Genomic DNA, 24804 nt, shown 5'->3' with positions numbered 1-24804 from the left:
TGGAGTGACGAGCCGGGCGCTCTGCAGCCCAGGCCGAGAAGATCAGCACCACCGGCCTGGAATTCTGCACCGGTCAACGGCTCGGGCTGCTCCGGCCTTTGATCCCGTTTCGCAAGTAGACTGCTTTGTTGCGACTTGGTTTGCAAGGTATTGCAGAATGTTTCGGCGACGGTTAGCGTGCGGGCGAATCAGCGACCAGAGGAAGGCCGTCGATGAAACCCCCGCCGATATCCCGCAAGGCGCTGCTCGCCTTCATCTCCACCCTCACCCTCGCCCTCGTCGGCGTGCCGGTCGCCGTTCACCAGCTCGGCGCCGATGCCACGCAGCGAACCTCCGGCACCGACCTCCTCGCGGCCGCCGGCGCGGCGCAGTGGCGCCAGGAGCCTTCGGCCGAGGCGCTCCTCAGGGCCGGCAGCAACGCCGCGAAGGCGGAGCAGTTCTACTTTGTCCTGCCGGACCGCTTCGCCAACGGGGACAAGCGCAACGACGACGGCGGCTACCCCGGCGACCGGCTCAGCACCGGGCTGGATCCGAAGGACAAGGGCTTCTACCACGGCGGCGACCTCAAGGGCGTCATCGACAAGCTGGACTACATCCAGGGTTTGGGGACGACCGCCATCTGGCTCGCCCCGGTCTTCAAGAACCGGCCCGTGCAGGGCAGCGGCGCGGACGTCTCGGCGGGCTACCACGGCTACTGGATCACCGACTTCACCCAGGTCGACCCGCACTTCGGCACGAAGGACGACCTGAAGAACCTGGTGACGCTCGCCCACCAGCGGGGCATCAAGGTCTACCTCGACGTCATCGTCAACCACACCGCCGACGTCATCAAGTACGCCGAGAACAGGTACGCCTACGTCGACAAGAAGACGGCGCCGTACCGGGATGCCCAGGGCCGGGCCTTCGAGGACCGCAACTACGCCGACGGGACCCGGGATTTCCCGGACGTCAACCCGAAGTCCTTCCCGTACACGCCGACCTTCGCCACCCCGGCCGACGCGACGGTCAAGGTCCCGGCCTGGCTGAACGACCCGACCATGTACCACAACCGGGGCGACTCGACCTTCGCCGGCGAGAACAGCGAGTACGGCGACTTCTTCGGCCTCGACGACCTCTGGACCGAGCGGCCCGAGGTGGTGCGCGGGATGACCAAGATCTACGGGGACTGGATCGGCGCCACGGGCGTCGACGGCTTCCGGTTGGACACCGTCAAGCACGCCAATCTCGACTTCTGGCCGCAGTTCAGCCGGGGCATCGAGCGGGCCGCCGAGCAGGCCGGCAAGCAGGACTTCTTCATGTTCGGCGAGGTCTACAGCGCCGACCAGGAGATCGAGTCGACGTACGTCCGGCGCGGCGGCCTGCCGGCCACCCTCGACTTCTCGTTCCAGGAGGCGGCGCGCGGCTACACCGCGGCCGACGGCTCCGCCAGGGCCCTCGCCGACATGTACGCCCGCGACGACCTCTACGCCGCCCGGGACACCGACGCCAACCGGCTGACCACCTTCCTCGGCAACCACGACATGGGCCGGATCGGCTCGTTCATCGCCGCCAACGGCGGGGACGACGCCGCCCAGCTGCGCCGCGACCAGCTCGCCCACCAGCTGATGTTCCTCACCCGCGGCCAGCCGGTCGTCTACTCCGGCGACGAGCAGGGCTTCACCGGCCCGGGCGGGGACAAGGACGCCCGGCAGGACATGTTCGCCACCCAGGTGCCGGACTACCTCGACGACGACCTGATCGGCACCGACCGCACCCACGCCAGCGACCAGTACGACCCGGACCACCCGCTGTACCGCACCATCGCGGAGCTGGGCAGGCTGCGCCAGGCGCACCCGGCACTGCGGGACGGCGTCCAGGTCACCCGGTACGCGGCCGACGCCGCCGGCGTCTTCGCCTTCTCCCGGATCGCCCCGGCCGACCGCACCGAGTACGTCGTGGCGGTGAACAACGCCGCCAGCGCGCAGACTGTCTCCGTGGACACCTGGTCGGCCGGTGCCACCTTCGCCGGCATCTACGGCGACTCCGCCGCCCCGGTCGCGGGTGCCGACGGCAAGCTCTCGCTCACCGTGCCGCCGATGTCGGCGGTGGTCTACCGGGCCGGCACGCCGATCCCGCAGGCCGACGCCGCGCCGGGCATCACCATCACCGAGCCGGGTGACGCCCCGGTCGCCACCAAGGCGGCCGTCACCGCGAAGGTCACCGGCGACCCGCTGGCCACCGTCACGTTCGCCGCCCGGGTCCCCGGCGGCAAGTGGACCCTGCTGGGCAGCGCGCACGAGGCTCCGTACACCGTCTACCACGACCTGACCGGCCTGGCCGGCGGGACCAGGGTCGAGTACAAGGCCGTGGTCCGCGACGGCAGGGGCCGGATCGCCAGCACCCGCTCCACCGGCACCGTCGGCACGCCGGCGCAGAGCGCGTCGCGGGACTGGGCGGTGGTGCACTACCAGCGCCCGGCCGGCGGGTACGACGACTGGGGTCTCTACACCTGGGGCGACATCGACCCGGCGTACCAGACCGAGTGGCCCAAGGGGCAGCCGTTCGCGGGTGAGGACTCCTTCGGGCGGTTCGCCTGGGTCAAGCTGAAGCCGGGCGCCAAGTCGGTCGGCTTCCTCGTGGTGGACAAGAACGGGAACAAGGACGTCGCGAACGACCGCGCGATCGACGTGACGCAGACCGGTGAGGTCTGGGTCAAGCAGGGCGACAGCACGCTCTATCCGACCCGGCAGGCCGCCACGGGCGAGCCGGACCCGGCGGTCGACGAGAACACCGCGGTCATCCACTGGCGGCGGGCCGACGGCAACTACGACGGCTGGGGCCTGCACCTCTGGGACGGCGCCGCCAACCCGACCGACTGGTCCAGCCCGCTGAGACCCGCCAGCATCGACGCCTTCGGCGCGGTCTTCCGGGTGCCGTTGGCCGCCGGGGCCACCGGGCTCAGCTACATCGTCCACAAGGGGGACGAGAAGGATCACCCCGAGGATCAGCGGCTGGACTTCGCCAGCGCGGCTCGTGAGGTCTGGCTGCTCGCCGGCGTCAAGGGCCGCCTGCTCCCGTCGACCTCCTCCGGCGTGGCCAAGGACCTGGACATCACCAAGCAGAAGGCGCAGTGGATCGACCGGTCCACCATCGCCTGGCAGACCGGGCCGACCGACGGCAAGCAGTACGCCCTGGTCGCCGCCCCAGCCGGTGGACTGACCATCGCGGACGGCGAGCTGTCCGGGACGTACACCTCGCTGCCGCTGCGGGCGCAGCGCAACGGGCTCACCGAGGCCCAGCGGACGGCCTTCCCGCACCTGTGGGCGTACCACGCCTTCACGCTGGACCAGGCCGACCTGGCCAAGGTGCCGGCGGCGCTGCGCGGCCAGCTGGTGGTGACCGAGCGGGACGCCGAGGGCAAGCTGCTCGGTGCCACCGGGGTGCAGATCCCGGGCGTGCTCGACGACGTCTACCGGGCGGCCACCGGCGCGAAGCTCGGCCCGACCTTCGCCGACGAGGTGCCCACCCTGGCCGTCTGGGCGCCGACCGCCCGCACCGTGTCGCTGCAGCTCTTCGACTCGCCCACGGCCGAGCCACGGGCCGTACCGATGAGCCGTAACGACCGCACCGGCGTCTGGTCGGTGCGCGGCGCCCGGGGCTGGAATGGCAAGTACTACCGCTACCAGGTCGAGGCCTGGCAGCCGGCGGCGCAGAAGGTGGTCACCGCGGCGGTGACCGACCCGTACTCGGTGGCGCTCGCGCCGGACTCGACGCACAGCCAGATCGTCGACCTGGCCGACCCGGCGCTGGCCCCGGCCGGCTGGGCGACGCTGGGCAAGCCGGCGGCGGTGCCGTCGTCGAAGGCGCACATCCAGGAGGTGTCGATCCGCGACTTCTCCATCGCCGACGCCAGCGTGCCGGCCGAGCGGCGGGGCACCTACCTCGCCTTCACCGACCCGAACACGGCGGGCATGAAGCACCTCAAGGCGCTCGGTGACGCGGGGGTCAACTACCTGCACCTGCTCCCGGCTTTCGACTTCGCCACCATCCCCGAGCGGCGGGCCGACCAGCGGCAGCCGGCCTGCGACCTGGCCGCACTGCCGCCGGACTCCGACGAGCAGCAGAAGTGCGTCGCGGTCGTGGCCGACTCCGACGGCTACAACTGGGGGTACGACCCGCTGCACTACACCGTGCCGGAGGGGGGCTACGCCGTCGACCCGGCCGGGGCGAAGCGGACCACCGAGTTCCGGCAGATGGTCGCCGGGGTCAACAACGCCGGCCTACGCGTGGTGATGGACGTCGTCTACAACCACACCTCGGCCGCCGGGACCGACCCCAAGTCGGTGCTCGATCAGGTGGTGCCGGGGTACTACCACCGGCTGCTGGAGGACGGCAGCGTCGCCAACTCGACCTGCTGCGCCAACACCGCCCCGGAGCACGCGATGATGGGCAAGCTGGTGGTGGACTCCGTGGTCACCTGGGCCAGGCAGTACAAGGTGGACGGTTTCCGGTTCGACCTGATGGGTCACCACCCGAAGGCGAACATCCTGGCCGTGCGGGCCGCCCTGGACCAGCTCACGGTGGCCAGGGACGGCGTGGACGGGAAGAAGATCCTGCTCTACGGCGAGGGCTGGAACTTCGGCGAGGTCGCCAACGACGCCCGGTTCGTGCAGGCCACCCAGGCCAACATGGCGGGCACCGGCGTGGGCACGTTCAACGATCGGCTGCGCGACGCGGTGCGTGGCGGCGGACCGTTCGACGGCAATCCGCGGCTCCAGGGCTTCGCGTCGGGGCTGTACACCGACCCGAACGGCGACCCGGTCAACGGCTCGGCGGCCGAGCAGAAGGCCCGGCTGCTGCACCAGCAGGACCTGATCAAGGTCGGGCTGGCCGGCAACCTCGCCGGCTACCGGTTCACCGGCTCGTCCGGCAACCCGGTCACGGGCGCGCAGGTGGACTACAACGGCTCACCGGCCGGTTACACCGCCGCACCCGGCGAGGCGGTCACCTACGTCGACGCGCACGACAACGAGATCCTCTACGACGCGCTGGCGTACAAGCTGCCGCAGGGCACCTCGGCGGTGGACCGCACCCGGATGCAGGTGCTCGCCCTGAGCACGGTGGTGATGGCGCAGGGGACCGGCTTCGTTACGGCCGGCTCGGAGCGGCTGCGGTCGAAGTCGCTGGACCGCAACTCGTTCAACTCCGGTGACTGGTTCAACCAGATCCGCTGGGACTGCACCCAGGGCAACGGCTTCGGCGCCGGCCTCCCGCCCGCGCAGGACAACCAGAGCAAGTGGCCGTACGCCAAGCCGCTGCTGGCCGACCCGAAGCTGGTGCCGGACTGCGCCGCGATCAACCTGGCCGACGCCCGGTACGCCGAGCTGCTGAAGATCCGCGAGTCCTCGCCGGTGTTCGGGTTGACCACGGCCGACCAGGTGCAGCGGCGGGTGGCCTTCCCGCTCTCCGGCAAGGACGAGAGGCCCGGCGTCCTCACCATGACGCTGGACGCCCGCGGCCTGGACGGGAAGTGGAAGTCGGTGACCGTGATCTTCAACGCCACCCCGGAGGCGGCGGAGCAGACGGTGACCGGCCTGCGCGGGGCGAACGTGGCCCTGCACCCGGTGTTGGCGAACTCGGCCGACCCGGCGCTCCGGACTGCCGCGTTCGACCCGGCGAGCGGCACCTTCACCGTGCCGGCCCGCAGCGTGGCGGTCTTCGTCCAGCAGTAGTTCGCGCGGATCGGCCCCCTGCCACCGTGGTGGCAGGGGGCCGACTTCTTCACCTGTCCGGCCGTCCGCTGTTCGGTCGCTCAGTCGTCGCAGCCTTCGATGGGGTCTCCGGCGCAGTTTCTGGGGTCGTTCCTGGTTACGGTGGAGTCGTCGTCGAGGGTGACCTTGCCGTCGTTGTTGAAGATGCCGCCGGCGATGTCTTCGGTGTCCTTGTTGTTCTCGACTTGGGCCTTGTTCTCGGTGACGTGGCTGTTGGTCAGGGTGACCTTGCCCTCGTTGTTGTAGATGCCGCCGCCGTTCTCGCCGGCGAAGTTCTTGGCGATCTTGGTGTTGCGCAGGGTCAGGGTCGCCTCGAAGTCCTCGTGGTCCTCGTGGTTGGGCTGGGCGGCCGGGGCGGGGTGCCCGTTGTGTTCTTCGACGGGTTCGCCGTTGAAGATGCCGCCGCCGAAGCGGCCCGCGCTGTTCTCGAGGATCTCGCTGTCGGTGACGGTGGCGGTGCCGCCCTTGTCCTTGTCCTTGTCGTGGCGCTGGGCGTTGGGGTGTTCCCGCTCTTCGCTGCTGACGTTGTAGATGCCGCCGCCGTCCTTGCCGGCGTGGTTCTTGGTGAGCTTGCTGCGCTCGACCGTGAGGACGGTGTCGACGGCGTAGATGCCGCCGCCGTTGTCGCTGGCGGTGTTGTTGTCGATGGAGGTCCAGCTGACGTCGACGAAGCCGCCGTTGCTGGAGATGCCGCCGCCGTTCTTGTCGGCCTTGTTGCCCTCGATCAGGGTCTTTTCGATCTCCACGGTGCCGGCCTTGCCGTCGTCGTGGTCGTCGTCGTGGTCGCCGTCGCGGCCGCCGACGAGGTCTGTCCCGCCGGGCCTCGGGCCGTGGTGCTTGCGCTTGGTGCCGTTGGCGATGCCGCCGCCGTTCTCGCCGGCGGTGTTGTTGGTGATGCGGGACTCGCCACCCTTGCCGTCGTTGGACCCCTCGACCTCCAGGACACCGGCGTTGAAGATGGCGCCGCCGTTGTCGCCGGCGTGGTTGTTGTCGAGCGTGCTGTTCTGGACCTCGACCTCGCCGAAGTTGGCGATCGCGCCGCCGTTGTCGTCGGCGCTGTTGAGGGTGAACTTGGTCTGCACCAGGGTGGCCTCGCCGCCCCGCTGGACCAGCAGCCCACCGCCGTCCTCCCCGCTGTCCTTGTCGTGCGTGGGCCGCGACATCGGTCTCGGCACGTACTTGACGGGTTTCTTGTTCTCGCCCACGTTGCCGCCGGTGACGGTGAGGTCCTTCAGGGTCAGGTCACCACCCTCGGCGACCCGGAAGATCCGGAAGCCGTCCTCGGAGTCCCGCTTGATCGTGGAGCCCTCACCCTTGATGGTGATCTCCTCCTTGATCGTCGGCAGACCCGTGGCGGTCTTGTCGATGGCCTCGTGCAGCTTGTAGGTGCAGTCCCGGGCCAGCTTCAGCGTGCCGCCCCCGTCCCGGTTGGCCTCGCGGATCGCGTCGATCAGCGCGTCCTCGTCACACGGGACCTCCTGCACCTCACCGCGCTCACCCTTTTCCTTGCCATCCCCCTTCTGGTCCCGTTCGTTCTGCTCATCCGCATCAGCCTTCTTACCGCCGTCGTCGCCGCTGACCCGCTGGGCTGTGGACCACTTCACGTCGGCCAGCCGATGGGCGCCGGTGGCCCCGGTGGTGGCGTAGGCCACGCCCGCCAGGCTGACCGCTCCGGTGAGGCCCGCGACGCCGGTGGCGAGCCAGAGCCGACGACGACGAATCGGGGAGGTCTTCTCGCGGGGGGCCTCATCGTCATTGCGAAGGTAGTTGGACATCGGAGTTCTCTGCCCTCTCCTTGTATCAGACAAGGTCGCTTCACCCTGGAAGGCGACCTTCGCTACAAATCGGTTGTAGCTGCTGAAGAACACCGTATGGGAATCTTCCTCACCATGTGCGCTTATGCGAAAGAAGCGCACATTAGGTAGACGTACGGCGGAGAGGGGAGGAGGGCACCCGGGCGAGCAGCCGCGGCGCTGGGGTGGCGAAGGACGGCTTCAGGGGCGGAAATCTCGCGATCGTCTCCGGGCGCGTCAACCGTGACGGACCACGCGTACCGGCACAGGGTGCGTCCCCGGCCGCGGGAAGGCGGAGGGAGCCCCTCTCCGCCGCGATGGGCGGCGGAGAGGGACTCCCGCGCTATGTGGTGGGTTCAGTCGTCGCAGCCTTCGATGGGGTCTCCGGCGCAGTTTCTGGGGTCGTTCCTGGTTACGGTGGAGTCGTCGTCGAGGGTGACCTTGCCGTCGTTGTTGAAGATGCCGCCGGCGATGTCTTCGGTGTCCTTGTTGTTCTCGACTTGGGCCTTGTTCTCGGTGACGTGGCTGTTGGTCAGGGTGACCTTGCCCTCGTTGTTGTAGATGCCGCCGCCGTTCTCGCCGGCGAAGTTCTTGGCGATCTTGGTGTTGCGCAGGGTCAGGGTCGCCTCGAAGTCCTCGTGGTCCTCGTGGTTGGGCTGGGCGGCCGGGGCGGGGTGCCCGTTGTGTTCTTCGACGGGTTCGCCGTTGAAGATGCCGCCGCCGAAGCGGCCCGCGCTGTTCTCGAGGATCTCGCTGTCGGTGACGGTGGCGGTGCCGCCCTTGTCCTTGTCCTTGTCGTGGCGCTGGGCGTTGGGGTGTTCCCGCTCTTCGCTGCTGACGTTGTAGATGCCGCCGCCGTCCTTGCCGGCGTGGTTCTTGGTGAGCTTGCTGCGCTCGACCGTGAGGACGGTGTCGACGGCGTAGATGCCGCCGCCGTTGTCGCTGGCGGTGTTGTTGTCGATGGAGGTCCAGCTGACGTCGACGAAGCCGCCGTTGCTGGAGATGCCGCCGCCGTTCTTGTCGGCCTTGTTGCCCTCGATCAGGGTCTTTTCGATCTCCACGGTGCCGGCCTTGCCGTCGTCGTGGTCGTCGTCGTGGTCGCCGTCGCGGCCGCCGACGAGGTCTGTCCCGCCGGGCCTCGGGCCGTGGTGCTTGCGCTTGGTGCCGTTGGCGATGCCGCCGCCGTTCTCGCCGGCGGTGTTGTTGGTGATGCGGGACTCGCCACCCTTGCCGTCGTTGGACCCCTCGACCTCCAGGACACCGGCGTTGAAGATGGCGCCGCCGTTGTCGCCGGCGTGGTTGTTGTCGAGCGTGCTGTTCTGGACCTCGACCTCGCCGAAGTTGGCGATCGCGCCGCCGTTGTCGTCGGCGCTGTTGAGGGTGAACTTGGTCTGCACCAGGGTGGCCTCGCCGCCCCGCTGGACCAGCAGCCCACCGCCGTCCTCCCCGCTGTCCTTGTCGTGCGTGGGCCGCGACATCGGTCTCGGCACGTACTTGACGGGTTTCTTGTTCTCGCCCACGTTGCCGCCGGTGACGGTGAGGTCCTTCAGGGTCAGGTCACCACCCTCGGCGACCCGGAAGATCCGGAAGCCGTCCTCGGAGTCCCGCTTGATCGTGGAGCCCTCACCCTTGATGGTGATCTCCTCCTTGATCGTCGGCAGACCCGTGGCGGTCTTGTCGATGGCCTCGTGCAGCTTGTAGGTGCAGTCCCGGGCCAGCTTCAGCGTGCCGCCCCCGTCCCGGTTGGCCTCGCGGATCGCGTCGATCAGCGCGTCCTCGTCACACGGGACCTCCTGCACCTCACCGCGCTCACCCTTTTCCTTGCCATCCCCCTTCTGGTCCCGTTCGTTCTGCTCATCCGCATCAGCCTTCTTACCGCCGTCGTCGCCGCTGACCTTCTGCTGGGCCGTGGCGGCCTGCGTGTCGGCCACGCGGTCCGTCCGGTCGGACTTGTTGTCCCGAGCGGCGAGGCCGCCCAGCGCCGCCAGACCGACGACGCCGGTCAGCCCGGCCACGCCGGTGGCGACCCAGAGCGCCCGCCGCCTGTTCGTCGGCGGGGGCATCGGGGCCCCGCCGTCGGGAGTCGTTACGTCGTTGGACATCAGAGCCTTCCGCCCTTTCGTGCAATCAGACGGGTCGCACCGCCCGAGGCGGGGCGACAAGCTACAAATCGGTTGCAGCCTCCGATCGCCACCGTATGGGAAGGATCCTCACGACGAGGACTTACCCGAGGAAAACCCGCATTTACCCCAGATCGGGCGACAGGGCAAAACGGCGGCAAGTGGGTCCGGAACGGTGCCGAGCGCGCAAACGCCGACGGGCCCCGCCACCGGTGTCGAAACGACGGAAACGTCGCAGACGCCGGCGGCGGGGCCCGCCGCTGTGGTCGTACTCCCGGGGTCAGCCCGGCAGGCGCGGCCCGGCCTCGCGCTGCTCGGCCAGCCAGGTCTCCACCTCGTCTGAGCGGCGCGGCAGGCCGGCCGAGAGGTTCACCGCACCGTTCGCGGTGACCAGGATGTCGTCCTCGATGCGGACGCCGATGCCGCGCAACTCCTCGGGGACGAGCTCGTCCTCCGGCTGGAAGTAGAGGCCCGGCTCCACGGTCAGCACGTAGCCCTCGCCGAGCGGGCCGTCCCGGTACATCTCCTTGCGCGCGTTGGCGCAGTCGTGCACGTCGATGCCGAGCATGTGGCTGGTGCCGTGCAGCGTCCAGCGGCGGTAGATCGTGGAGGCCGGGTCCATCGCCTCGTCCACGCTCACCGGCAGCAGCCCCAGGTCCTTGAGCGCCTCGGCGAGCACCCGCATGGCGGTCAGGTGCACCTCCCGGAACGCCACCCCCGGCTTGATCGCGTCGATGCCGGCCTGCTGTGCGGTGTAGACGGCGTCGTACACCTGACGCTGGAGCGGGGTGAACCGGCCGTTGACCGGCAGCACCCGGGTGACGTCGGCGGTGTAGAGGTTGCGGTTCTCCACGCCCATGTCCATCAGCAGCAGCTCGCCCGGGCGAGCGGTGCCGTGGTTGTGCACCCAGTGCAGGATCGTGGCGTGCTCGCCGGCGCCGACGATCGAGCCGTACCCCACATCGTTGCCGTCGTGCCGGGCGCGCAGCGCGAAGATCCCCTCCAGCAGCCGCTCGGAGACCGCCCGGTCCGCCGGCAGCGCCCGGGCGACGTCCTCGAAGCCGCGCACCGTGGCGTCGCAGGCCTCCTGGAGCTGGGCGATCTCCCACTCGTCCTTGACCAGCTTCAGCTCCGAGATCGCGATGGCCAGCTCCCGGTCGCGGGCCGGCTGGTCCTCGGCGCGGGCGCCGTCCCAGGGGCGGACCGCCGTGTCCACCCGGGCGTCGAAGCCGCGCAGCACCCGGCTACGCCGCGGCGCCAGGTCGGCCAGCGCCGCGTCCAGCTCGGTCAGGTCGGCGGTCGGCAGGCCCAGCTCGGTCGACTTCTCCGCCAGGGTGGGCCGTCGGCCCACCCAGAGCTCGCCGTTGCGGCTGCGGAAGAACTCGTCGGTCACCCGGGACGACCGGGGCCGCATGTACAGCGTCGCGTCGTGCCCGGAGCCGTTCGGCCGCAGCACGAGCACGCTGTCCGGGTCGAGGTCGCCGGTCAGGTACGCGAAGTCGCTGCCCGGTCGGAACCGGTAGTCGGTGTCGTTGGCGCGTACCTTCTCCCCGCCGCTCGGGATGACCAGGGTCTCGCCGGGGAAGGCCGCGGAGATGGCCGCCCGCCGCTTGGCGTAGTTGGGCACCTCCGGCCGCGGGCCGACCGGCAGCTCGGTGTCCCGCCAGCCCTGCCGCATGAACGCTAGGAACGCCTCCGGGAAGTCCGGGTCGTGCGATTCGGTGCCGTCCGCCGGCTTGCCCTGCTGCGCCCGCTCCTCGGCCATGATCCGCCTCCTCCGCCTCGTCGCTGGTCCAGACGGTACCGCGCGGACCGTGGCGGGGAGAGCCTGCGGTGCCGCGACGGCCGCTCGGGCCGCGTGGAAAGATGACCACCATGTGCGGACTCCTGGCCTTCTTCAGCGCGCGCGGTGACGCCGCCGCCCAACGCGACAACATCGCCGGAGCACTGGAGTGCCTGCACCACCGCGGCCCGGACGAGACCGGTGTCGAGGTGGTCGGCGACGCCTCCGGCCGGTACGCGGACGGAGTGTTCGCGCACAAGCGTCTGGCGATCATCGACGTGGCGCTCAGTCACGAGCCGCTGCCCTACGCGGACGGCCGCTACCTGCTCACCTTCAATGGTGAGATCTACAACTACATCGAGCTGCGCGAGGAGCTCATCCGGGACTTCGGCGCGCAGTTCGCCACGAACGGCGACGGCGAGGTGATCGTCGCCGGGTACCACCACTGGGGCGAGCAGGTGCTCAGCCGGCTGCGGGGCATGTTCGCCTTCGTGATCTGGGACCGGCAGGAGCGGCGGGCGTTCGGCGCCCGGGACTACTTCGGCATCAAGCCGCTGCACTACCTGGAGACCGCCGACGGGCTCTACCTCGCCTCGGAGAAGAAGGCGCTGCTGCCGTTCGCCCAGTCGGCGTACCAGGGCGACGCGGGGATCGACACGGCCAACCTGAGCCACTACCTGACCCTGCAGTACGTCCCCGAGCCCGGCACCCTGCACAAGGGGATCAGCCGGATCGGGTCGGGGGAGTACCTGACCTGGACCCCGGGCGGTCGGATCGAGGTGCGCCGGTGGTACCGGCCGGTGTTCCGGCCGACCCCGGTCTCCGACGAGCAGAAGCTCTACCACCAGATCCGGGAGACGCTGCGGGAGAGCGTCCGGATGCACATGCGCTCGGACGTGCCGGTCGGCTCGTTCCTCTCCAGCGGCATCGACTCCACCGCCGTGGTCGCCCTGGCCCGCGAGTTCAACCCGAACATCCTCACCTTCACCGTCGGGTACGACGTGCCCGGCTACTCCGAGATCGACGTCGCCCAGGACTCGGCCCGGCACCTCGACGTCACCACCATCCCGACCAAGATCGGGCCGCAGGACATGATTGAGGCGCTGCCGAAGATCGTCTGGCACCTGGACGACCCGGTGGCCGATCCCGCGCTCGTGCCGCTCTACTTCGTGGCCAAGAAGGCCGCCGAGCACGTCACCGTGGTCCTCTCCGGCGAGGGCGCGGACGAGTTCTTCGGCGGCTACACGATCTACCGCGAGCCGCTCTCGCTGAGCACCGTCAACGGGCTGCCGGGCGGGGTGCAGAAGGGGCTGCGAGCGGTCTCCAAGGCGATCCCTCAGGGCGTCAAGGGCAAGAGTTTCCTGGAGCGCGGCACCACCCCGATCGAGCAGCGCTACTACGGCAACGCCCGGATGTTCACCGAGGAGGAGAAGCAGCACCTGCTGCGCCGCTACGACCCCTCGGTGCGCTACACCGACGTCACCGCGCCGATCTACGCCGAGTGCCCCGAGCTGGACGACGTCACCAAGATGCAGTACGTCGACCTCTACACCTGGCTGCGCGGCGACATCCTGGTCAAGGCCGACCGGATCTCGATGGCGCACTCGCTGGAGGTGCGGGTGCCGTTCCTGGACCGGGAGGTCTTCGAGGTCGCGGCCACCATCCCGGTGGACCTCAAGCTCCCGCCCCGCTCCGAGGCGACCAAGTACGCGATGCGCCAGGCGTTGCAGGGCGTCGTGCCGCCGGCCATCGTCAACCGGAAGAAGCTGGGCTTCCCGACCCCGACCCGCGTCTGGCTGCGCGGCGAGATGTACGAGTGGGCCCGGCACGTGCTGGCCACCTCCGGCGCCGGTGACCTGATCGACCTGCCGTACGCGATGCGGCTGCTCGAGGAGCACAAGCGGGAAGAGGCGGACAACTCCCGCAAGGTGTGGACCGTGCTGATCTTCTGCATCTGGCACGCCATCTTCGTGGCGAAGACCCTTGACCCCGGCATCCAGCGCAACCAGTCCGCTCTGCTCACCAAGCCGGTGGTCGGCAGCATGGTCCGCTGAGCCGCGCGCCACCCCCGGCCGATGGGCGAGGATCGGGGGTACGGCGGCGACGGACGAAAGGGATCCCCATGGGATACGCGGTGGTGCTCGGCGAGGCGCTGGTCGACCTGCTCGACACCGATGTCGACGGGCAGCCCGTCTACCGACCGGCGATCGGTGGCGGGCCGCTCAACGTGGCCGTGGCGGTGGCCCGGCTCGGCGGTGGCGTCCAGTTCGTCGGATCGCTCGGCGACGACGCGCTGGCCGACCGGATCCGCGCCTTCCTCGTCTCGGCGGGCGTCGGGGTGGCGGGGACGGTGACCGTACCGGCGCCGACGGCGCTGGCGGTGGCCACCTTCGCCGGCCCCGAACCGGACTTCCGCTTCTACGGTGAGCCGAGGTCGTACGCCCTGCTCACCGCCGACGACCTCGATGTGGCGCTGGTCGAGGGCGCCGACGTCCTCTACTGCGGGTCGATCGTGCTGCTGCACCCGCCGGTGCTGGCCGCCGCGCGGCGGGCCTGGCGGATGGCCGGGGCGCTGCGGGTGTTCGACCCGAACGTCCGCCCCCGGCTGCTGGGAGCTCCCGGGGCGCTGTCCGCGCTGCGTGAGGTGGTGGCCGAGTTCGCGGCGAGCGCCCATCTGGTCAAGCTGAGCACCGCCGACGCCGAGGTGCTCTATCCCGGCGAGCCGGTCGACGGGGTCGCGGCGTACCTGCGGGAACTGGGCGCGGCGACCGTGGTGGTCACCCTCGGCGAGGACGGCGCGCTGGTCACCGCCGGGTCCGACCTGGTACGGATCCCGGCGCCCAAGGTCCGGGCGCTGGACGCCACCGGCGCCGGCGACTCGGTGATGGGAGCGCTCATCGCCGACCTGCTCGTCGACGGGGAGCCGGAGGACCCCGTCGGCTGGCAACAGCGGGTGGCCTTCGGCCTGCGGGTGGCCGCCCTGGTCTGCGAATCCCCCGGCGGCGCCATCTCCATGCCCACCCGGCCCGCCGTCGCCGCCCGCTTCCCAACCTGACGCCCCGCCCCCTCCCCCCGCCCCCCGCCCCCCGCCCCCCGCCCGAGGCTCGCGATCTTGCACTTCTGGTTGGGATGAAAGGCGTAAACCGGGATCGATCGGCAACCAGAACTGCAAGATCGCGGATGAGGGCGGCAGCGGGGGCGGGGTCGGCGGGGGGTGGGGCGGGTGAGGGGAGGGTTTAGGCGGTGCCGGTGAGTTCGGCGTAGCCGCGGTGGGCGGCGATGAGGCCGGCGCGGGCGCCGAACGGGGAGTCCGCGGCCACCCGTTCGGGCGGGGCGCTGCCGGTGTGGCCGGCGCGGATCAACCAGGACTGCTGGACGAACTGGGCGTGCTGGGCGCGGACGAACTCGGCGTCCACCGGCTCCCCGTGCCCGGGCACCACCACCGTCGCCGGCGTGGTGAGCCGCAGCAGCTCCGCGACCGCGTCCGGCCACTGCAGCGGGTACGACTCCTCGAAGGCCGGCGGGCCGCCCTGCTCGACCAGGTCGCCGGCGACCAGCACGTCCGCGTCCGGCACGTGCACCACCAGATCGGCGTCGGTGTGCCCGCGCCCGGGATGGCGCAGCACCACCCGCCGGCCGCCGACGTCCAGCGCGGTCTCGGTGAGCACCGGGTGCGTCGGGGCGAGCAGCACCGTGTCGGCCAGCTCGGCGGCGAGGGCCGGCTGCTCGTTGCGGATCTCCTCGTACGCCGCCCGGCGCACCTGGTCGGGGCGCTCGCGCAGCGCTTCGGCGGCCAGCTCGTGCGCGTACACCGGTCGGGGCGGGTCGGCGGCCAGGGTGGCGTTGCCGAAACAGTGGTCGAAGTGGTGGTGGGTGTTGACCACCGTCCACGGGTGCGGGGTGACCGCCCGCGCCGCCTCGGCCAGCTCACGTGCCTGCCCCTCGGTGGAGAGGGTGTCCACCAGCAGCGCCGCGCCGTCGCCGACGACGAGTGTCACGTTGACCCGCAGCAGCGGCTCGCGCAGTACGTGGACGCGGTCGGCGACCTCGACGAACCGGACGGTCATGACGCCCGCGACGCACGCTCGACGAAGCGCTGCCGGTCGACCAGCACTCGCTCGACCCGCCCCTCGGCCACGGTCTCGCCACCGTCGGTGACCGCCACCTCGAACAGCAGCCGCCGGCCGTCGACCTTGGCGAGGCGGGTCCGCGCCACCACGGTCCGGCCGACCGGGGTGGGGGCCCGGTGGTCCAGCTCCACCCGCAGCCCGACCGTGGTCTGCCCGCTCGGCATCCGGGTCGCCGTCGCGGCCACGGTCGCGGCCTCGGCCAGGGCGAGTACCCGGGGCGTGCCGAGCATCGGCACGTCGCCGGAGCCCACCGCCTGGGCGGTGTCGGCGTCCGTGACGGTCAGCTCGACCCGGGCGGTCAGGCCCGGCGCGAAGGGCGACTCCGGCTGCTCCTGCATGGGCAAAGCCTAGACGAGCCGGGCCGGAGCCGCGCGGTGTCCGTAGCGTCGCCGCCCGCTGCCGGGTGACCGGCGTCGGTCGATGCCTCACCCGCCGTTAACCTTGACCGCGATGGCCGTCGTGACTGATCCCCAGCCCCCCGCCCGCACCGATGCCCCCAAATCGCCCGACGGCGGGCGTCGCCGGGCGGTGGCGATGGCGATCTGGGGGATCGCCTTCGTGGCCGCGTGGCTCGCCATCGGCCTGCCCACCGACCCCGCGTACGCCTTCGTCTGGATCTGGGCGGCCACCATCGCCTGGAACTCCTCCCGGCCGTGGCGCAGCCACCTGCGCTTCGCCCGGGACTGGATCCCGGTGGTGCTGCTGCTCGTCGCGTACAACCTCTCCCGGGGCTTCGCCGACAACGGGGCGACGCCGCACGCCATGGAGCTGATCATCGCCGACCGGTTCATGCTCGGCTGGGCCACCGGCGGCGAGGTGCCCACGGTCTGGTTGCAGCAGCACCTCTACCGGCCGGAGGTGCACTGGTGGGACGTGCTGGCGAGCTGGGTCTACTTCTCCCACTTCGTGGTGTCGCTGGCCGCCGCCGGGGTGCTCTGGTTGCGCAACCGGGCTCGGTGGGCGGCGTTCATGCGGCGCTGGGGCTTCCTCTGCGCCACGGGGCTGCTCACCTACTTCCTCTACCCGGCCGCCCCGCCGTGGTGGGCCGCGCAGAACGGCCTGCTCACCGAGGTCGCCCGGATCTCCACCCGGGGGTGGAAGGCGTTCGGCATGCACGGCGCGGGCAACCTGCTCAACGCCGGCCAGATCGCCTCCAACCCGGTGGCCGCGATGCCCTCCCTGCACACCGCGTTCGCCCTCTTCGTGGTGCTGTTCTTCCTCCGCTCGACCCGCCGGCGCTGGTGGCCGCTGCTGCTGGCGTACCCGCTGGCGATGACCTTCACGCTGGTCTACTGCGGCGAGCACTACGTGATCGACGTGCTGGTCGGTTGGGCGTACGTGGGGGTGACCTTCCTGGTGATCGGCCTGGCCGAGCGCGGGTGGGCGGCCCGGCGGGCCCGGCGGCCCGAAGCCGCGTCGGTCTCCGCCGGACCGGCCGGGGAGCCGGACCGGTCGGCCCGCGGGGCGGAGCCGGAGCGGGTCCCCGCCGCCGACGGGTCCGCCCTTCGGGGTGAGCCGGAGCGGGCTCCGTCGGCCGCCGCCGACCGGTCGGCGGTACCGGCCGACCGCTGAGCTCCGCGCTACGGCCGCCGGTGTCCGCCGGCGCCGCTGAGCTCCGCGCCACGGCCGCCGGTGTCCGCCGGGGCCGCTGAGCTCCGCGCTACGGCCGCCGGTGTCCGCCGGCGCGCCGGGCGGCGTGCGCCCGCGCGGTCAGCTCGGCCGCGAGCTCCCAGGCCTCCGCCAGGTCCCGGTCGTACGCGGCCGCGCTGCCGCCGCCGGCCGGGTCCGCGTGCACGGTGGCCAGCCGCAGCCACCGCTGCGCCGGCCCCTGGGTCACCCGCACGCTCTGGATCCGGGCGTACGGCACGATCACCAGCCGCCGGGTGAGCAGGCCGGAGCGGACGGCGAAGACCCGGTCGTCGAGCGCGGCGCCGACCGCCGAGCGGCTGAGCGGACGCAGCCAGCGGGCCCGTCGCGGCGGCGGGGTCAGCGGCAGGGCGGTGAGGCTTACGCCGGGCAGCACCTCCGCGACGACCAGCTCGCCGGTCCGCACGTCGCCGACGGGCAGCAGCCGGTCGGGCCGGTTCCGGTCGTCCGGTTCGGCGGCCGAGTAGCCGGCCACCTCCAGCCGCAGCCGCAGCCAGCCCTTCATCCGCCAGAGCAGTGGCCAGGTCACCCCGACGGTCTGCACCCGGTCCAGCGGCACCGTCTGCGCCCGGGTCTCCAGCAGGCCGTTGCGGATCCGCAGCGTGTCGTCGTCGCGGTCGAGCCGGAAGCTCCAGTCGTCGAGGACCCGGCGGACGGGTTGCAGCAGCACGCCGGCCATCGCGGTCAAGGTGCTGGCGACGGCGATGAACGACCAGGAACCCTCGGAGAGGAACTGCGCCACGACGAAGACGAGGCCGAACGGGAGCAGGAAGGCCTGCGGGGTGAGCAGCTGGCTGACCAGCAGGTCCTGGTTACGCACCGTGTGCAGCCAGCGCTCGGTGGGCGCCGGCGCGGCCTCGCCGGCCGGCGAGACGGTCTCCGGCGCCCGGCCGGCCACCGCGAGCAGACGCCGGCGCAGCGCGGTCGCCTCGGCCACGCTCAGGTAGGCCAGCGGCGCCTCGGTCTTCCCCCCGCCCACCACCTCGAGGCGCAGCTCGGCGAGCCCGGTGAGCTGGGCGAGCAGCGGCCGGACCACCTCGACGGCCTGGAGCCGTTCCAACGGGATCGCCCGGGTACGCCGCCAGATCAGCCCCTCGTGCACCCGCAGCTCCCGGCCCACCACGTGATAGCCGGTGTTGAACCAGCTGATCACGGCGAGCACGGTCGCGCCGAGGGCGAGCACGGCCGCCATCACCGCGAACCAGCCGAAGCCGACCCGGGACAGCGTGGACCAGGAGAGACCGGCGATCACCACCACCAGCGACTTCGCGCCGTGCAGGACCGGACTGAGCGGGTGCAGTCGCTGCCGCGGCTCCTCGGCGGGCGGGGGCGGCGGCCCTGGCAACGCGGGCCAGGCCGGCCCGACCGGGCCGTGGCTCACAGTCCCTCCGCCCGGTCCTCGCCCAGGGCGGTCAGCCGGTCGCGCAACCGGGACGCCTCCGCCGGCCGCAGCCCGGGCACCCGCGCGTCGCTCGCCGCCGCCGCCGTGTGCAGCTGCACGGTGGCCAGGTCGAACGCCCGCTCCAGCGGCCCCGCGCTGACGTCGACGAACTGCATCCGCGAGTACGGGACGATGGAGAGCCGCCGGACCAGCAGCCCGTGCCGGACCAGGAGGTCGTTCTCCCGCTCGGCGTACCCCCAGGCGTGCACCGCCCGGACGATGGTGACCGTCCGCCAGCCGGCCAGCAGCACCACGACGCCGAGGGCGGCGCCGAAGAGCCAGTTACCGGTGAGCGCCCAGCCGAGGGCGAGCCCGGTCAGCAGGACGGCGAGCACCATGCCCAGCCGGATCAGCTCCACCCAGATCAGGTCGTCGGAGATCGGCTGCCAGCGGACGGTGTCCGGCCAGGGCTCCAGGGGGCGGGCCGGGGCCGGCGTCGGCCCGGCGAGGTCGTCATCGTTCACCGCGGTGATCCGCTGCGCTCGCTCACCCTTCGAGGGTAGGCGATCCGGTCACCGGCACGACCTCGCGCAGGAAGCCGCGCCCGTCGAGGAAGGCGCCGAGCGACTCCCGGTGGTCGGGACAGGCCAGCCAGGTCTTGCGCCGGTCGGGGTCGTGCAGCCGGGGATTGTTCCAGCGCAACGCCCAGACGGCGGGAGCGCGACACCCACGCGCGGAGCAGACCAGCGCATCCTCGGCGGGGGCGGAAGTGGTCATCCGGGCGAGTCTAGGCCGGGGCGCCGGGAAGGCCAGCGCCGGGCGCAGCCCGGGAGTTTGGCGCCGGGCGGCCACGGGGGGAGCCGCCCGGCGACGGGGTGAATCGTACACACGCCGTACCCCTTTCTGTCCACCCGTGTTCAGCGTTTTCCTGGCGTCGGACGGCGTGCTCGCCGGTGGCGTCGGACGGCGTGGCGAAAATCGGCTTCTCCCGACCTCGGCTCTCAGCCGGGCATGACAGTCTTGATACGCACCACGCCGCGACAACCGATCATGCTGTGGAGGACCGGTGGCCCAGCCGACCACGCCCGACGCCCCGACCCCGACCGAGGCCGTGCCGGACGCGCCGCCCGCGGTCACCACGCCGGCCGAGGACGCCACCCTGCTGGAACGGGCGTTGTTCGAGATCAAGCGGGTGATCGTCGGTCAGGACCGGATGGTCGAGCGGATGCTCGTCGCCCTGCTCGCCCGCGGCCACTGCCTGCTGGAGGGGGTGCCCGGCGTGGCGAAGACGCTCGCCGTGGAGACCCTGGCCCGCGTGATCGGTGGCTCCTTCGCCCGGGTGCAGTTCACCCCCGACCTGGTCCCGGCCGACATCATGGGCACCCGGATCTACCGGCAGTCCAGCGAGAAGTTCGACGTCGAGCTGGGGCCGGTCTTCGTGAACTTCCTGCTCGCCGACGAGATCAACCGGGCGCCGGCCAAGGTGCAGTCGGCGCTGCTGGAGGTGATGAGCGAGCGTCAGGTGTCGATCGGCGGGGAGACCCACCGGGTGCCCGACCCGTTCCTGGTGATGGCGACGCAGAACCCGATCGAGCAGGAGGGGTCTACCCGTTGCCGGAGGCGCAGCGGGACCGCTTCCTGATGAAGATCGTGGTGGGTTACCCGACCGACGCCGAGGAGCGCGAGATCGTCTACCGGATGGGCGTCGCCCCGCCCGAGCCGGCGCGGGTGTTCAGCCCCTCCGACCTGATCGCCCTGCAGCGCAAGGCCGACCAGGTCTTCGTGCACAACGCACTGGTGGACTACGCGGTCCGGCTGGTGCTGGCCACGCGTACCCCGGCCGAACACGGCATGCCGGACGTCGCGCAGCTCATCCAGTACGGTGCCAGCCCGCGCGCCTCGCTCGGGCTGGTCCGGGCCACCCGGGCGCTGGCGCTGCTGCGCGGCCGGGACTACGCCCTGCCGCAGGACGTGCAGGACATCGCCCCGGACATCCTGCGGCACCGGCTGGTGCTCAGCTACGACGCGCTCGCCGACGACGTGCCGGCCGACCACATCGTGCACCGGGTGATGTCCACCATCCCGGTGCCGTCGGTCGCGCCCCGGCAGCAGGCCACCCCGCCGCCACCGGGCGCACCGTCCGGCGCCGGCTGGCCCGGGCAGCGGCCGTGACCCCAGCCATGCCCGCCGCGGCCGGCGGGGACCGCAGCGCGCTGGTGCTGTCGCGGTTGCAGCTGCTGGTCACCCGCAAGCTGGACGGCCTGCTCCAGGGCGACTACGCCGGACTGCTACCCGGGCCGGGCAGCGAGGCGGGGGAGTCCCGCGAGTACCGCCCCGGCGACGACGTACGCCGGATGGACTGGCCGGTCACCGCGCGGACGACGATGCCGCACGTCCGGCGTACGGTGGCCGACCGGGAGCTGGAGACCTGGCTGGCGGTGGACCTCTCGGCGAGCCTGGACTTCGGCACCGGGCAGTGGCTCAAGCGGGACGTGGTGATCGCCGCGGCGGCCGCGCTGGCCCACCTGACGGTGCGCGGCGGCAACCGGATCGGGGCGGTGGTCGGCACCGGCGCCCCGGCGCCGGCCGGCCGGTGGCGGGGCGCGTCGCCGGCGACCGGGCCGGGAACCCTGCTGCGGCTGCCCGCCCGCGGCGGTCGCAAGGAGGCGCAGGGGCTGCTCCGGGCGATCGCCGGGGCCGAGATCCGCCCCGGACGCAGCGACCTCGGCGCCCTGGTCGACATGCTCAACCGGCCACCGCGGCGGCGCGGCGTGGCGGTGGTCATCTCCGACTTCCTGGCTCCCCCACAGCAGTGGGGCCGGCCGCTCCGTAAGTTGCGGGTCCGGCACGACGTGCTGGCGATCGAGGTGGTCGACCCGCGCGAGCTGGAGCTACCCGACGTGGGGGTGCTGCCGGTGATCGACCCGGAGACGGGGGAGCTGCACGAGGTGCAGACGGCCGACCCGCGACTGCGCCGCCGGTACGCCGAGGCGGCCGCCGCCCAGCGCGCGGCGATCGCCGCCGAACTGCGCGCCGCCGGCGCGGCCCACCTGCGGCTGCGTACCGACCGAGACTGGCTGCTGGACATGGTGCGTTTCGTGGCCGCGCAGCGGCACGCCCGCACCCGAGGGACGACACGATGATCCGTTTTCTGCAACCGTGGTGGCTGCTGGCCGTGCTGCCGGTGCTCGCCCTGGCCGCCGCGTACGTCTGGCGGCAGCTGCACCGCCGGGCGTACGCGATGCGGTTCACCAACGTGGACCTGCTGCGGACCCTCGCGCCCAAGGGGCTCGGTTGGCGGCGGCACGCGGCGGCCACCGCGTTCCTGCTCTGCCTGCTGACGCTGGCCACCGCCATGGCCCGCCCGGCGATGGACACCAAGGAGCCGCTGGAACGGGCCACCGTCATGCTCGCCATCGACGTGTCGCTCTCCATGCAGGCCGACGACGTGGCGCCGAACCGGTTGGAGGCCGCCCAGGAGGCGGCCAAGCAGTTCGTCGGCGAGCTGCCCGAGAGCTACAACCTCGGGCTGGTCTCCTTCGCCAAGTCCGCGAACGTGCTGGTGTCGCCGACCAAGGACCGGGAGGCGGTGACCACCGCGATCGACGGGCTGGTGCTGGCCGAGGCCACCGCCACCGGGGAGGCGGTCTTCACCTGCCTCGAGGCGATCCGCTCGGTGCCCGCCGACGGGGCGGCCGGCATCCCACCGGCTCGGATCGTGCTGCTCTCCGACGGCTACCGCACCTCCGGCCGGTCAATCGAGGACGCGGCGGCGGCGGCGCAGGCGGCGAACGTGCCGGTCTCCACCATCGCCTTCGGCACCGACGCCGGGCAGGTGGACATCGGCGGCCAGCTGCAGCGGGTGCCGGTGGACCGGCTGGCCCTGGCGCAGCTCGCGGAGACCACGGAGGGGTATTTCTACGAGGCCGCCTCGGTCAGCGAGCTGAAGCAGGTCTATCAGGACATGGGCAGCTCGATCGGGTTCCGCACCGAGCCGCGCGAGATCACCCAGTGGTACGCCGGGATCGCGCTGCTCTTCGCGCTCTGCGCCGGCGGGCTGAGCCTGCTCTGGTCGTCGCGCCTGCTCTGACCGGGCGCGGCGGCCGAGGGCCGGCGGCGGTCAGTGACCGCCGCCGGCCAGGACGAAGAGGACCGCGACCCAGACGGCGGCGAGGGTGAAGCCCAGCGGGGCGACGTAACGGCTCATGGGACGGCTCCGTGGCGACTGGACGGTCCGGGGCGGACGTGCCGGACCGCAGGGGTGGATCAGGACGCGCACACGAAGTCGTGACCGGGGGGCTCCTCCGCGGCCGGCCCGGGCGAGGGCGGCGCAGCACGGTCGCCCCGGCCGGAGGCCGAGGAAACGGGCGGTGCGGGGGAGCGGGAGCTGGGTCAGCTCACCTGACTGAGTCGTGGCTCAGCGGGGCTGACGGTCGGCCCGGCCACGACTGGGAGGATCGCTATCTCGCACAGCGATCACCTCCTGCGGTCGGCGGGGCCCGAAATCGCGGGCGATCCAACGCCCGCAAACGCCGATCATCGTACACCCGGCGCGCCGGCCCGCCGCACTCGGCCGACCGGTTCGCAGGGCCCGTCCGGTGGGCCGACCGACCCCGCTGCGCGGGCTCCTCCGTTAGCGCTTACCTGCCGGTAACCCCTAGGCTCCGGACCGACGTGGATCAGCTGAGCAGAGGGGGACCCGTGGCCCGTACCGTGCTGGTGACCGGCGGCAACCGGGGGATCGGCCTGGCCATCGCGCAGGCCTTCGCCAAGCAGGGCGACCGGGTGGCGGTGACCTACCGCAGCGGCGAGGCCCCCGAGGGGCTCTTCGGCGTGAAGTGTGACGTCACCGACTCCGACTCCGTCGACGCGGCCTTCACCACGATCGAGGGCGAGCTGGGGCCGGTGGAGGTGCTGGTCGCCAACGCCGGCATCACCGACGACACGCTGCTGATGCGGATGTCCGAGGAGCAGTTCACCCGGGTCGTGGACACCAACCTGACCGGCTCGTTCCGGTGCGCCAAGCGGGCGTCGGCGAAGATGCTCCGGGCGAAGTGGGGCCGGATGATCTTCATCTCCTCGGTTGTCGGCCTGTACGGCGGCCCGGGCCAGGTCAACTACGCGGCCAGCAAGGCCGGCCTGGTCGGCGTGGCCCGCTCGATCACCCGCGAGCTGGGCAGCCGGAACATCACCGCCAACGTGGTCGCGCCCGGCTTCATCGACACCGACATGACCGCCGCGCTGCCCGAGGATCGTCGTACCGAGTACCGCAAGGCCATCCCGGCCGGCCGGTTCGCCGCCCCGGAGGAGGTCGCCGGCGTGGTCGCGTGGCTCGCCTCGGACGCGGCGGGCTACATCTCCGGCGCCGTGATCCCGGTCGACGGCGGCCTCGGCATGGGCCACTGAGAAAGACGGAGGGAACTGCACATGTCCGGACTGCTCGCCGGTAAGCGGCTGCTGGTCACCGGCGTCATCACCGACGCCTCGATCGCCTTCGCGGTGGCGAAGCTCGCCCAGGAGAACGGGGCCCAGGTGGTCCTCACCGGCTACGGGCGGCTCTCCCTGGTCGAGCGGATCGCCAAGCGGCTGCCCGAGCCGGCCCCGGTGATCGAGCTCGACGTGACCAACACGGAGCACCTCGCCGGCCTCGCCGACAAGGTCCGCGAGCACGTCGACGGCCTCGACGGGGTGGTCCACTCGATCGGCTTCGCTCCGCAGAGCTGCCTCGGCGGCGGCTTCCTCGACGCCCCGTGGGAGGACGTGGCGACCGCGCTGCAGGTCTCCACGTACTCCTACAAGTCCCTGGCCATGGCGGCGCTGCCGCTGATGTCTACGGGCGGCGCGGTGGTCGGCCTCACCTTCGACGCCACCAAGGCCTGGCCGGTCTACGACTGGATGGGCGTGGCCAAGGCCGGGCTGGAGTCCGCCTCCCGCTACCTGGCGCTGCACCTGGGCAAGCAGGGCATCCGCAGCAACCTGGTGGCCGCCGGCCCGCTGCGCACCATCGCGGCCAAGTCCATCCCCGGCTTCGAGCAGTTCGAGGACGCCTGGGCCGAGCGCGCCCCGCTCGGCTGGAGCCTCACCGACCAGGAGCCGGCCGCCCGGGCCTGCCTGGCGCTGCTGTCGGACTGGTTCCCGGCCACCACCGGCGAGATCGTCCACGTCGACGGCGGCTACCACGCGATCGGCGCCTGAGACAA

At 71.8% G+C, this 24804-nt stretch carries 16 protein-coding genes and 1 pseudogene; 9 read left to right on the top strand and 8 right to left on the bottom strand.

The genetic code is table 11. The annotated features are described in order from the left end of the window. Positions 1-212: 212 nt before the first annotated feature. On the top strand, positions 213-5711 hold the full coding sequence (gene pulA / locus GA0070624_RS28220; protein ID WP_091345887.1) for a pullulanase-type alpha-1,6-glucosidase: 5499 nt from the start codon (positions 213-215) through the stop codon (positions 5709-5711). 80 nt (positions 5712-5791) lie between these two features. Here pulA and GA0070624_RS28215 read toward each other — a convergent pair whose 3' ends face one another. The 3 genes from GA0070624_RS28215 to GA0070624_RS28205 all read right to left on the bottom strand — a co-directional run bounded on the left by GA0070624_RS28215 (position 5792) and on the right by GA0070624_RS28205 (position 11428). After that, positions 5792-7525, bottom strand: coding sequence for a hypothetical protein (locus tag GA0070624_RS28215; protein WP_091345885.1), 1734 nt, complete (start codon positions 7523-7525; stop codon positions 5792-5794). Positions 7526-7899: 374 nt separating this feature from the next. Beyond that, a complete protein-coding gene (locus GA0070624_RS28210; RefSeq protein ID WP_091345883.1) occupies positions 7900-9645 on the bottom strand; it encodes a hypothetical protein in 1746 nt (581 codons plus the stop codon). Between the two features lie 298 nt (positions 9646-9943). Beyond that, entirely contained in the window at positions 9944-11428 is a 1485-nt protein-coding gene (locus tag GA0070624_RS28205; RefSeq protein WP_091345882.1) for an aminopeptidase P family protein, read from the bottom strand. Between the two features lie 110 nt (positions 11429-11538). Between GA0070624_RS28205 and asnB the strand changes: the two genes are divergently transcribed. Together asnB and GA0070624_RS28195 are read left to right on the top strand one after the other, a co-directional pair. Further along, on the top strand, positions 11539-13500 hold the full coding sequence (asnB, locus tag GA0070624_RS28200) for an asparagine synthase (glutamine-hydrolyzing) (RefSeq protein WP_091349968.1): 1962 nt from the start codon (positions 11539-11541) through the stop codon (positions 13498-13500). Positions 13501-13568: 68 nt separating this feature from the next. Further along, entirely contained in the window at positions 13569-14501 is a 933-nt protein-coding gene (locus tag GA0070624_RS28195) for a carbohydrate kinase family protein (protein ID WP_091345881.1), read from the top strand. Positions 14502-14682: 181 nt separating this feature from the next. Here the strand turns inward: GA0070624_RS28195 and GA0070624_RS28190 are convergent, their stop codons facing one another. Together GA0070624_RS28190 and GA0070624_RS28185 are read right to left on the bottom strand one after the other, a co-directional pair. Then, the gene (locus tag GA0070624_RS28190; RefSeq protein ID WP_091345880.1) at positions 14683-15513 is read right to left on the bottom strand and encodes an MBL fold metallo-hydrolase; all 831 of its coding nucleotides are present in this window, start codon (positions 15511-15513) and stop codon (positions 14683-14685) included. Then, entirely contained in the window at positions 15510-15914 is a 405-nt protein-coding gene (locus GA0070624_RS28185; RefSeq protein ID WP_091345879.1) for a thioesterase family protein, read from the bottom strand. Before GA0070624_RS28185 ends, GA0070624_RS28190 begins: the two co-directional genes overlap by 4 nt. Before the next feature lie 112 nt (positions 15915-16026). On the opposite strand from GA0070624_RS28185, the gene GA0070624_RS28180 reads away from it, so the two are divergent. Next, positions 16027-17148 carry a phosphatase PAP2 family protein gene (locus GA0070624_RS28180; protein WP_091345878.1) on the top strand — a complete coding sequence of 374 codons (1122 nt, stop codon included), beginning with the start codon at positions 16027-16029 and terminating at the stop codon, positions 17146-17148. Between the two features lie 88 nt (positions 17149-17236). Here GA0070624_RS28180 and GA0070624_RS28175 read toward each other — a convergent pair whose 3' ends face one another. Genes GA0070624_RS28175 through GA0070624_RS28165 form a run of 3 tightly spaced genes read right to left on the bottom strand, consistent with a single transcriptional unit; the run spans position 17237 to position 19381 of the window. Continuing rightward, entirely contained in the window at positions 17237-18604 is a 1368-nt protein-coding gene (locus tag GA0070624_RS28175) for a PH domain-containing protein (RefSeq protein WP_091345877.1), read from the bottom strand. Beyond that, positions 18601-19128, bottom strand: a complete 528-nt coding sequence (locus tag GA0070624_RS28170) for a PH domain-containing protein (protein WP_091345876.1) — start codon at positions 19126-19128, stop codon at positions 18601-18603. The genes GA0070624_RS28175 and GA0070624_RS28170 overlap by 4 nt, the downstream gene beginning before the upstream one ends. Before the next feature lie 22 nt (positions 19129-19150). Then, entirely contained in the window at positions 19151-19381 is a 231-nt protein-coding gene (locus tag GA0070624_RS28165) for a hypothetical protein (protein ID WP_091345875.1), read from the bottom strand. A 289-nt stretch (positions 19382-19670) separates the two neighbouring features. Here GA0070624_RS28165 and GA0070624_RS28160 point away from each other — a divergent pair. The 5 genes and pseudogenes from GA0070624_RS28160 to fabI all read left to right on the top strand — a co-directional run bounded on the left by GA0070624_RS28160 (position 19671) and on the right by fabI (position 24799). Further along, positions 19671-20776, top strand: a pseudogene (locus tag GA0070624_RS28160) (AAA family ATPase). Then, positions 20755-21747 (top strand): DUF58 domain-containing protein, encoded by a 993-nt coding sequence (locus GA0070624_RS28155; RefSeq protein WP_176732056.1) that lies wholly within the window; start codon positions 20755-20757, stop codon positions 21745-21747. The pseudogene GA0070624_RS28160 and the gene GA0070624_RS28155 overlap by 22 nt, the downstream one beginning before the upstream one ends. Further along, positions 21744-22694 (top strand): VWA domain-containing protein, encoded by a 951-nt coding sequence (locus GA0070624_RS28150; RefSeq protein ID WP_091345873.1) that lies wholly within the window; start codon positions 21744-21746, stop codon positions 22692-22694. The genes GA0070624_RS28155 and GA0070624_RS28150 overlap by 4 nt, the downstream gene beginning before the upstream one ends. A 611-nt stretch (positions 22695-23305) precedes the next feature. Further along, the gene (gene fabG / locus GA0070624_RS28145) at positions 23306-24010 is read left to right on the top strand and encodes a beta-ketoacyl-ACP reductase (protein ID WP_091345872.1); all 705 of its coding nucleotides are present in this window, start codon (positions 23306-23308) and stop codon (positions 24008-24010) included. A 21-nt stretch (positions 24011-24031) separates the two neighbouring features. Next, on the top strand, positions 24032-24799 hold the full coding sequence (gene fabI, locus GA0070624_RS28140) for an enoyl-ACP reductase FabI (protein WP_091345871.1): 768 nt from the start codon (positions 24032-24034) through the stop codon (positions 24797-24799). The last annotated feature ends 5 nt before the right edge of the window (positions 24800-24804 follow it).

The sequence above is a fragment of the Micromonospora rhizosphaerae genome (assembly GCF_900091465.1).
GTDB classification, from domain to species: domain Bacteria; phylum Actinomycetota; class Actinomycetes; order Mycobacteriales; family Micromonosporaceae; genus Micromonospora; species Micromonospora rhizosphaerae.
The sequence above is the reverse complement of the archived record's forward strand: the minus strand, read 5'-3'. Positions and strand labels throughout refer to the sequence as shown.

Bases quoted from the DNA above. Each gene is read 5' to 3' on its own strand.
- fabI (WP_091345871.1), top strand. From the start codon at position 24,032: ATGTCCGGACTGCTCGCCGGTAAGCGGCTGCTGGTCACCGGCGTCATC.
- GA0070624_RS28205 (WP_091345882.1), bottom strand. From the start codon at position 11,428: ATGGCCGAGGAGCGGGCGCAGCAGGGCAAGCCGGCGGACGGCACCGAA.
- GA0070624_RS28190 (WP_091345880.1), bottom strand. From the start codon at position 15,513: ATGACCGTCCGGTTCGTCGAGGTCGCCGACCGCGTCCACGTACTGCGC.
- GA0070624_RS28185 (WP_091345879.1), bottom strand. From the start codon at position 15,914: ATGCAGGAGCAGCCGGAGTCGCCCTTCGCGCCGGGCCTGACCGCCCGG.
- GA0070624_RS28150 (WP_091345873.1), top strand. From the start codon at position 21,744: ATGATCCGTTTTCTGCAACCGTGGTGGCTGCTGGCCGTGCTGCCGGTG.
- GA0070624_RS28215 (WP_091345885.1), bottom strand. From the start codon at position 7,525: ATGTCCAACTACCTTCGCAATGACGATGAGGCCCCCCGCGAGAAGACC.
- GA0070624_RS28165 (WP_091345875.1), bottom strand. From the start codon at position 19,381: ATGACCACTTCCGCCCCCGCCGAGGATGCGCTGGTCTGCTCCGCGCGT.
- GA0070624_RS28180 (WP_091345878.1), top strand. From the start codon at position 16,027: ATGGCCGTCGTGACTGATCCCCAGCCCCCCGCCCGCACCGATGCCCCC.
- GA0070624_RS28195 (WP_091345881.1), top strand. From the start codon at position 13,569: ATGGGATACGCGGTGGTGCTCGGCGAGGCGCTGGTCGACCTGCTCGAC.
- asnB (WP_091349968.1), top strand. From the start codon at position 11,539: ATGTGCGGACTCCTGGCCTTCTTCAGCGCGCGCGGTGACGCCGCCGCC.
- GA0070624_RS28210 (WP_091345883.1), bottom strand. From the start codon at position 9,645: ATGTCCAACGACGTAACGACTCCCGACGGCGGGGCCCCGATGCCCCCG.
- pulA (WP_091345887.1), top strand. From the start codon at position 213: ATGAAACCCCCGCCGATATCCCGCAAGGCGCTGCTCGCCTTCATCTCC.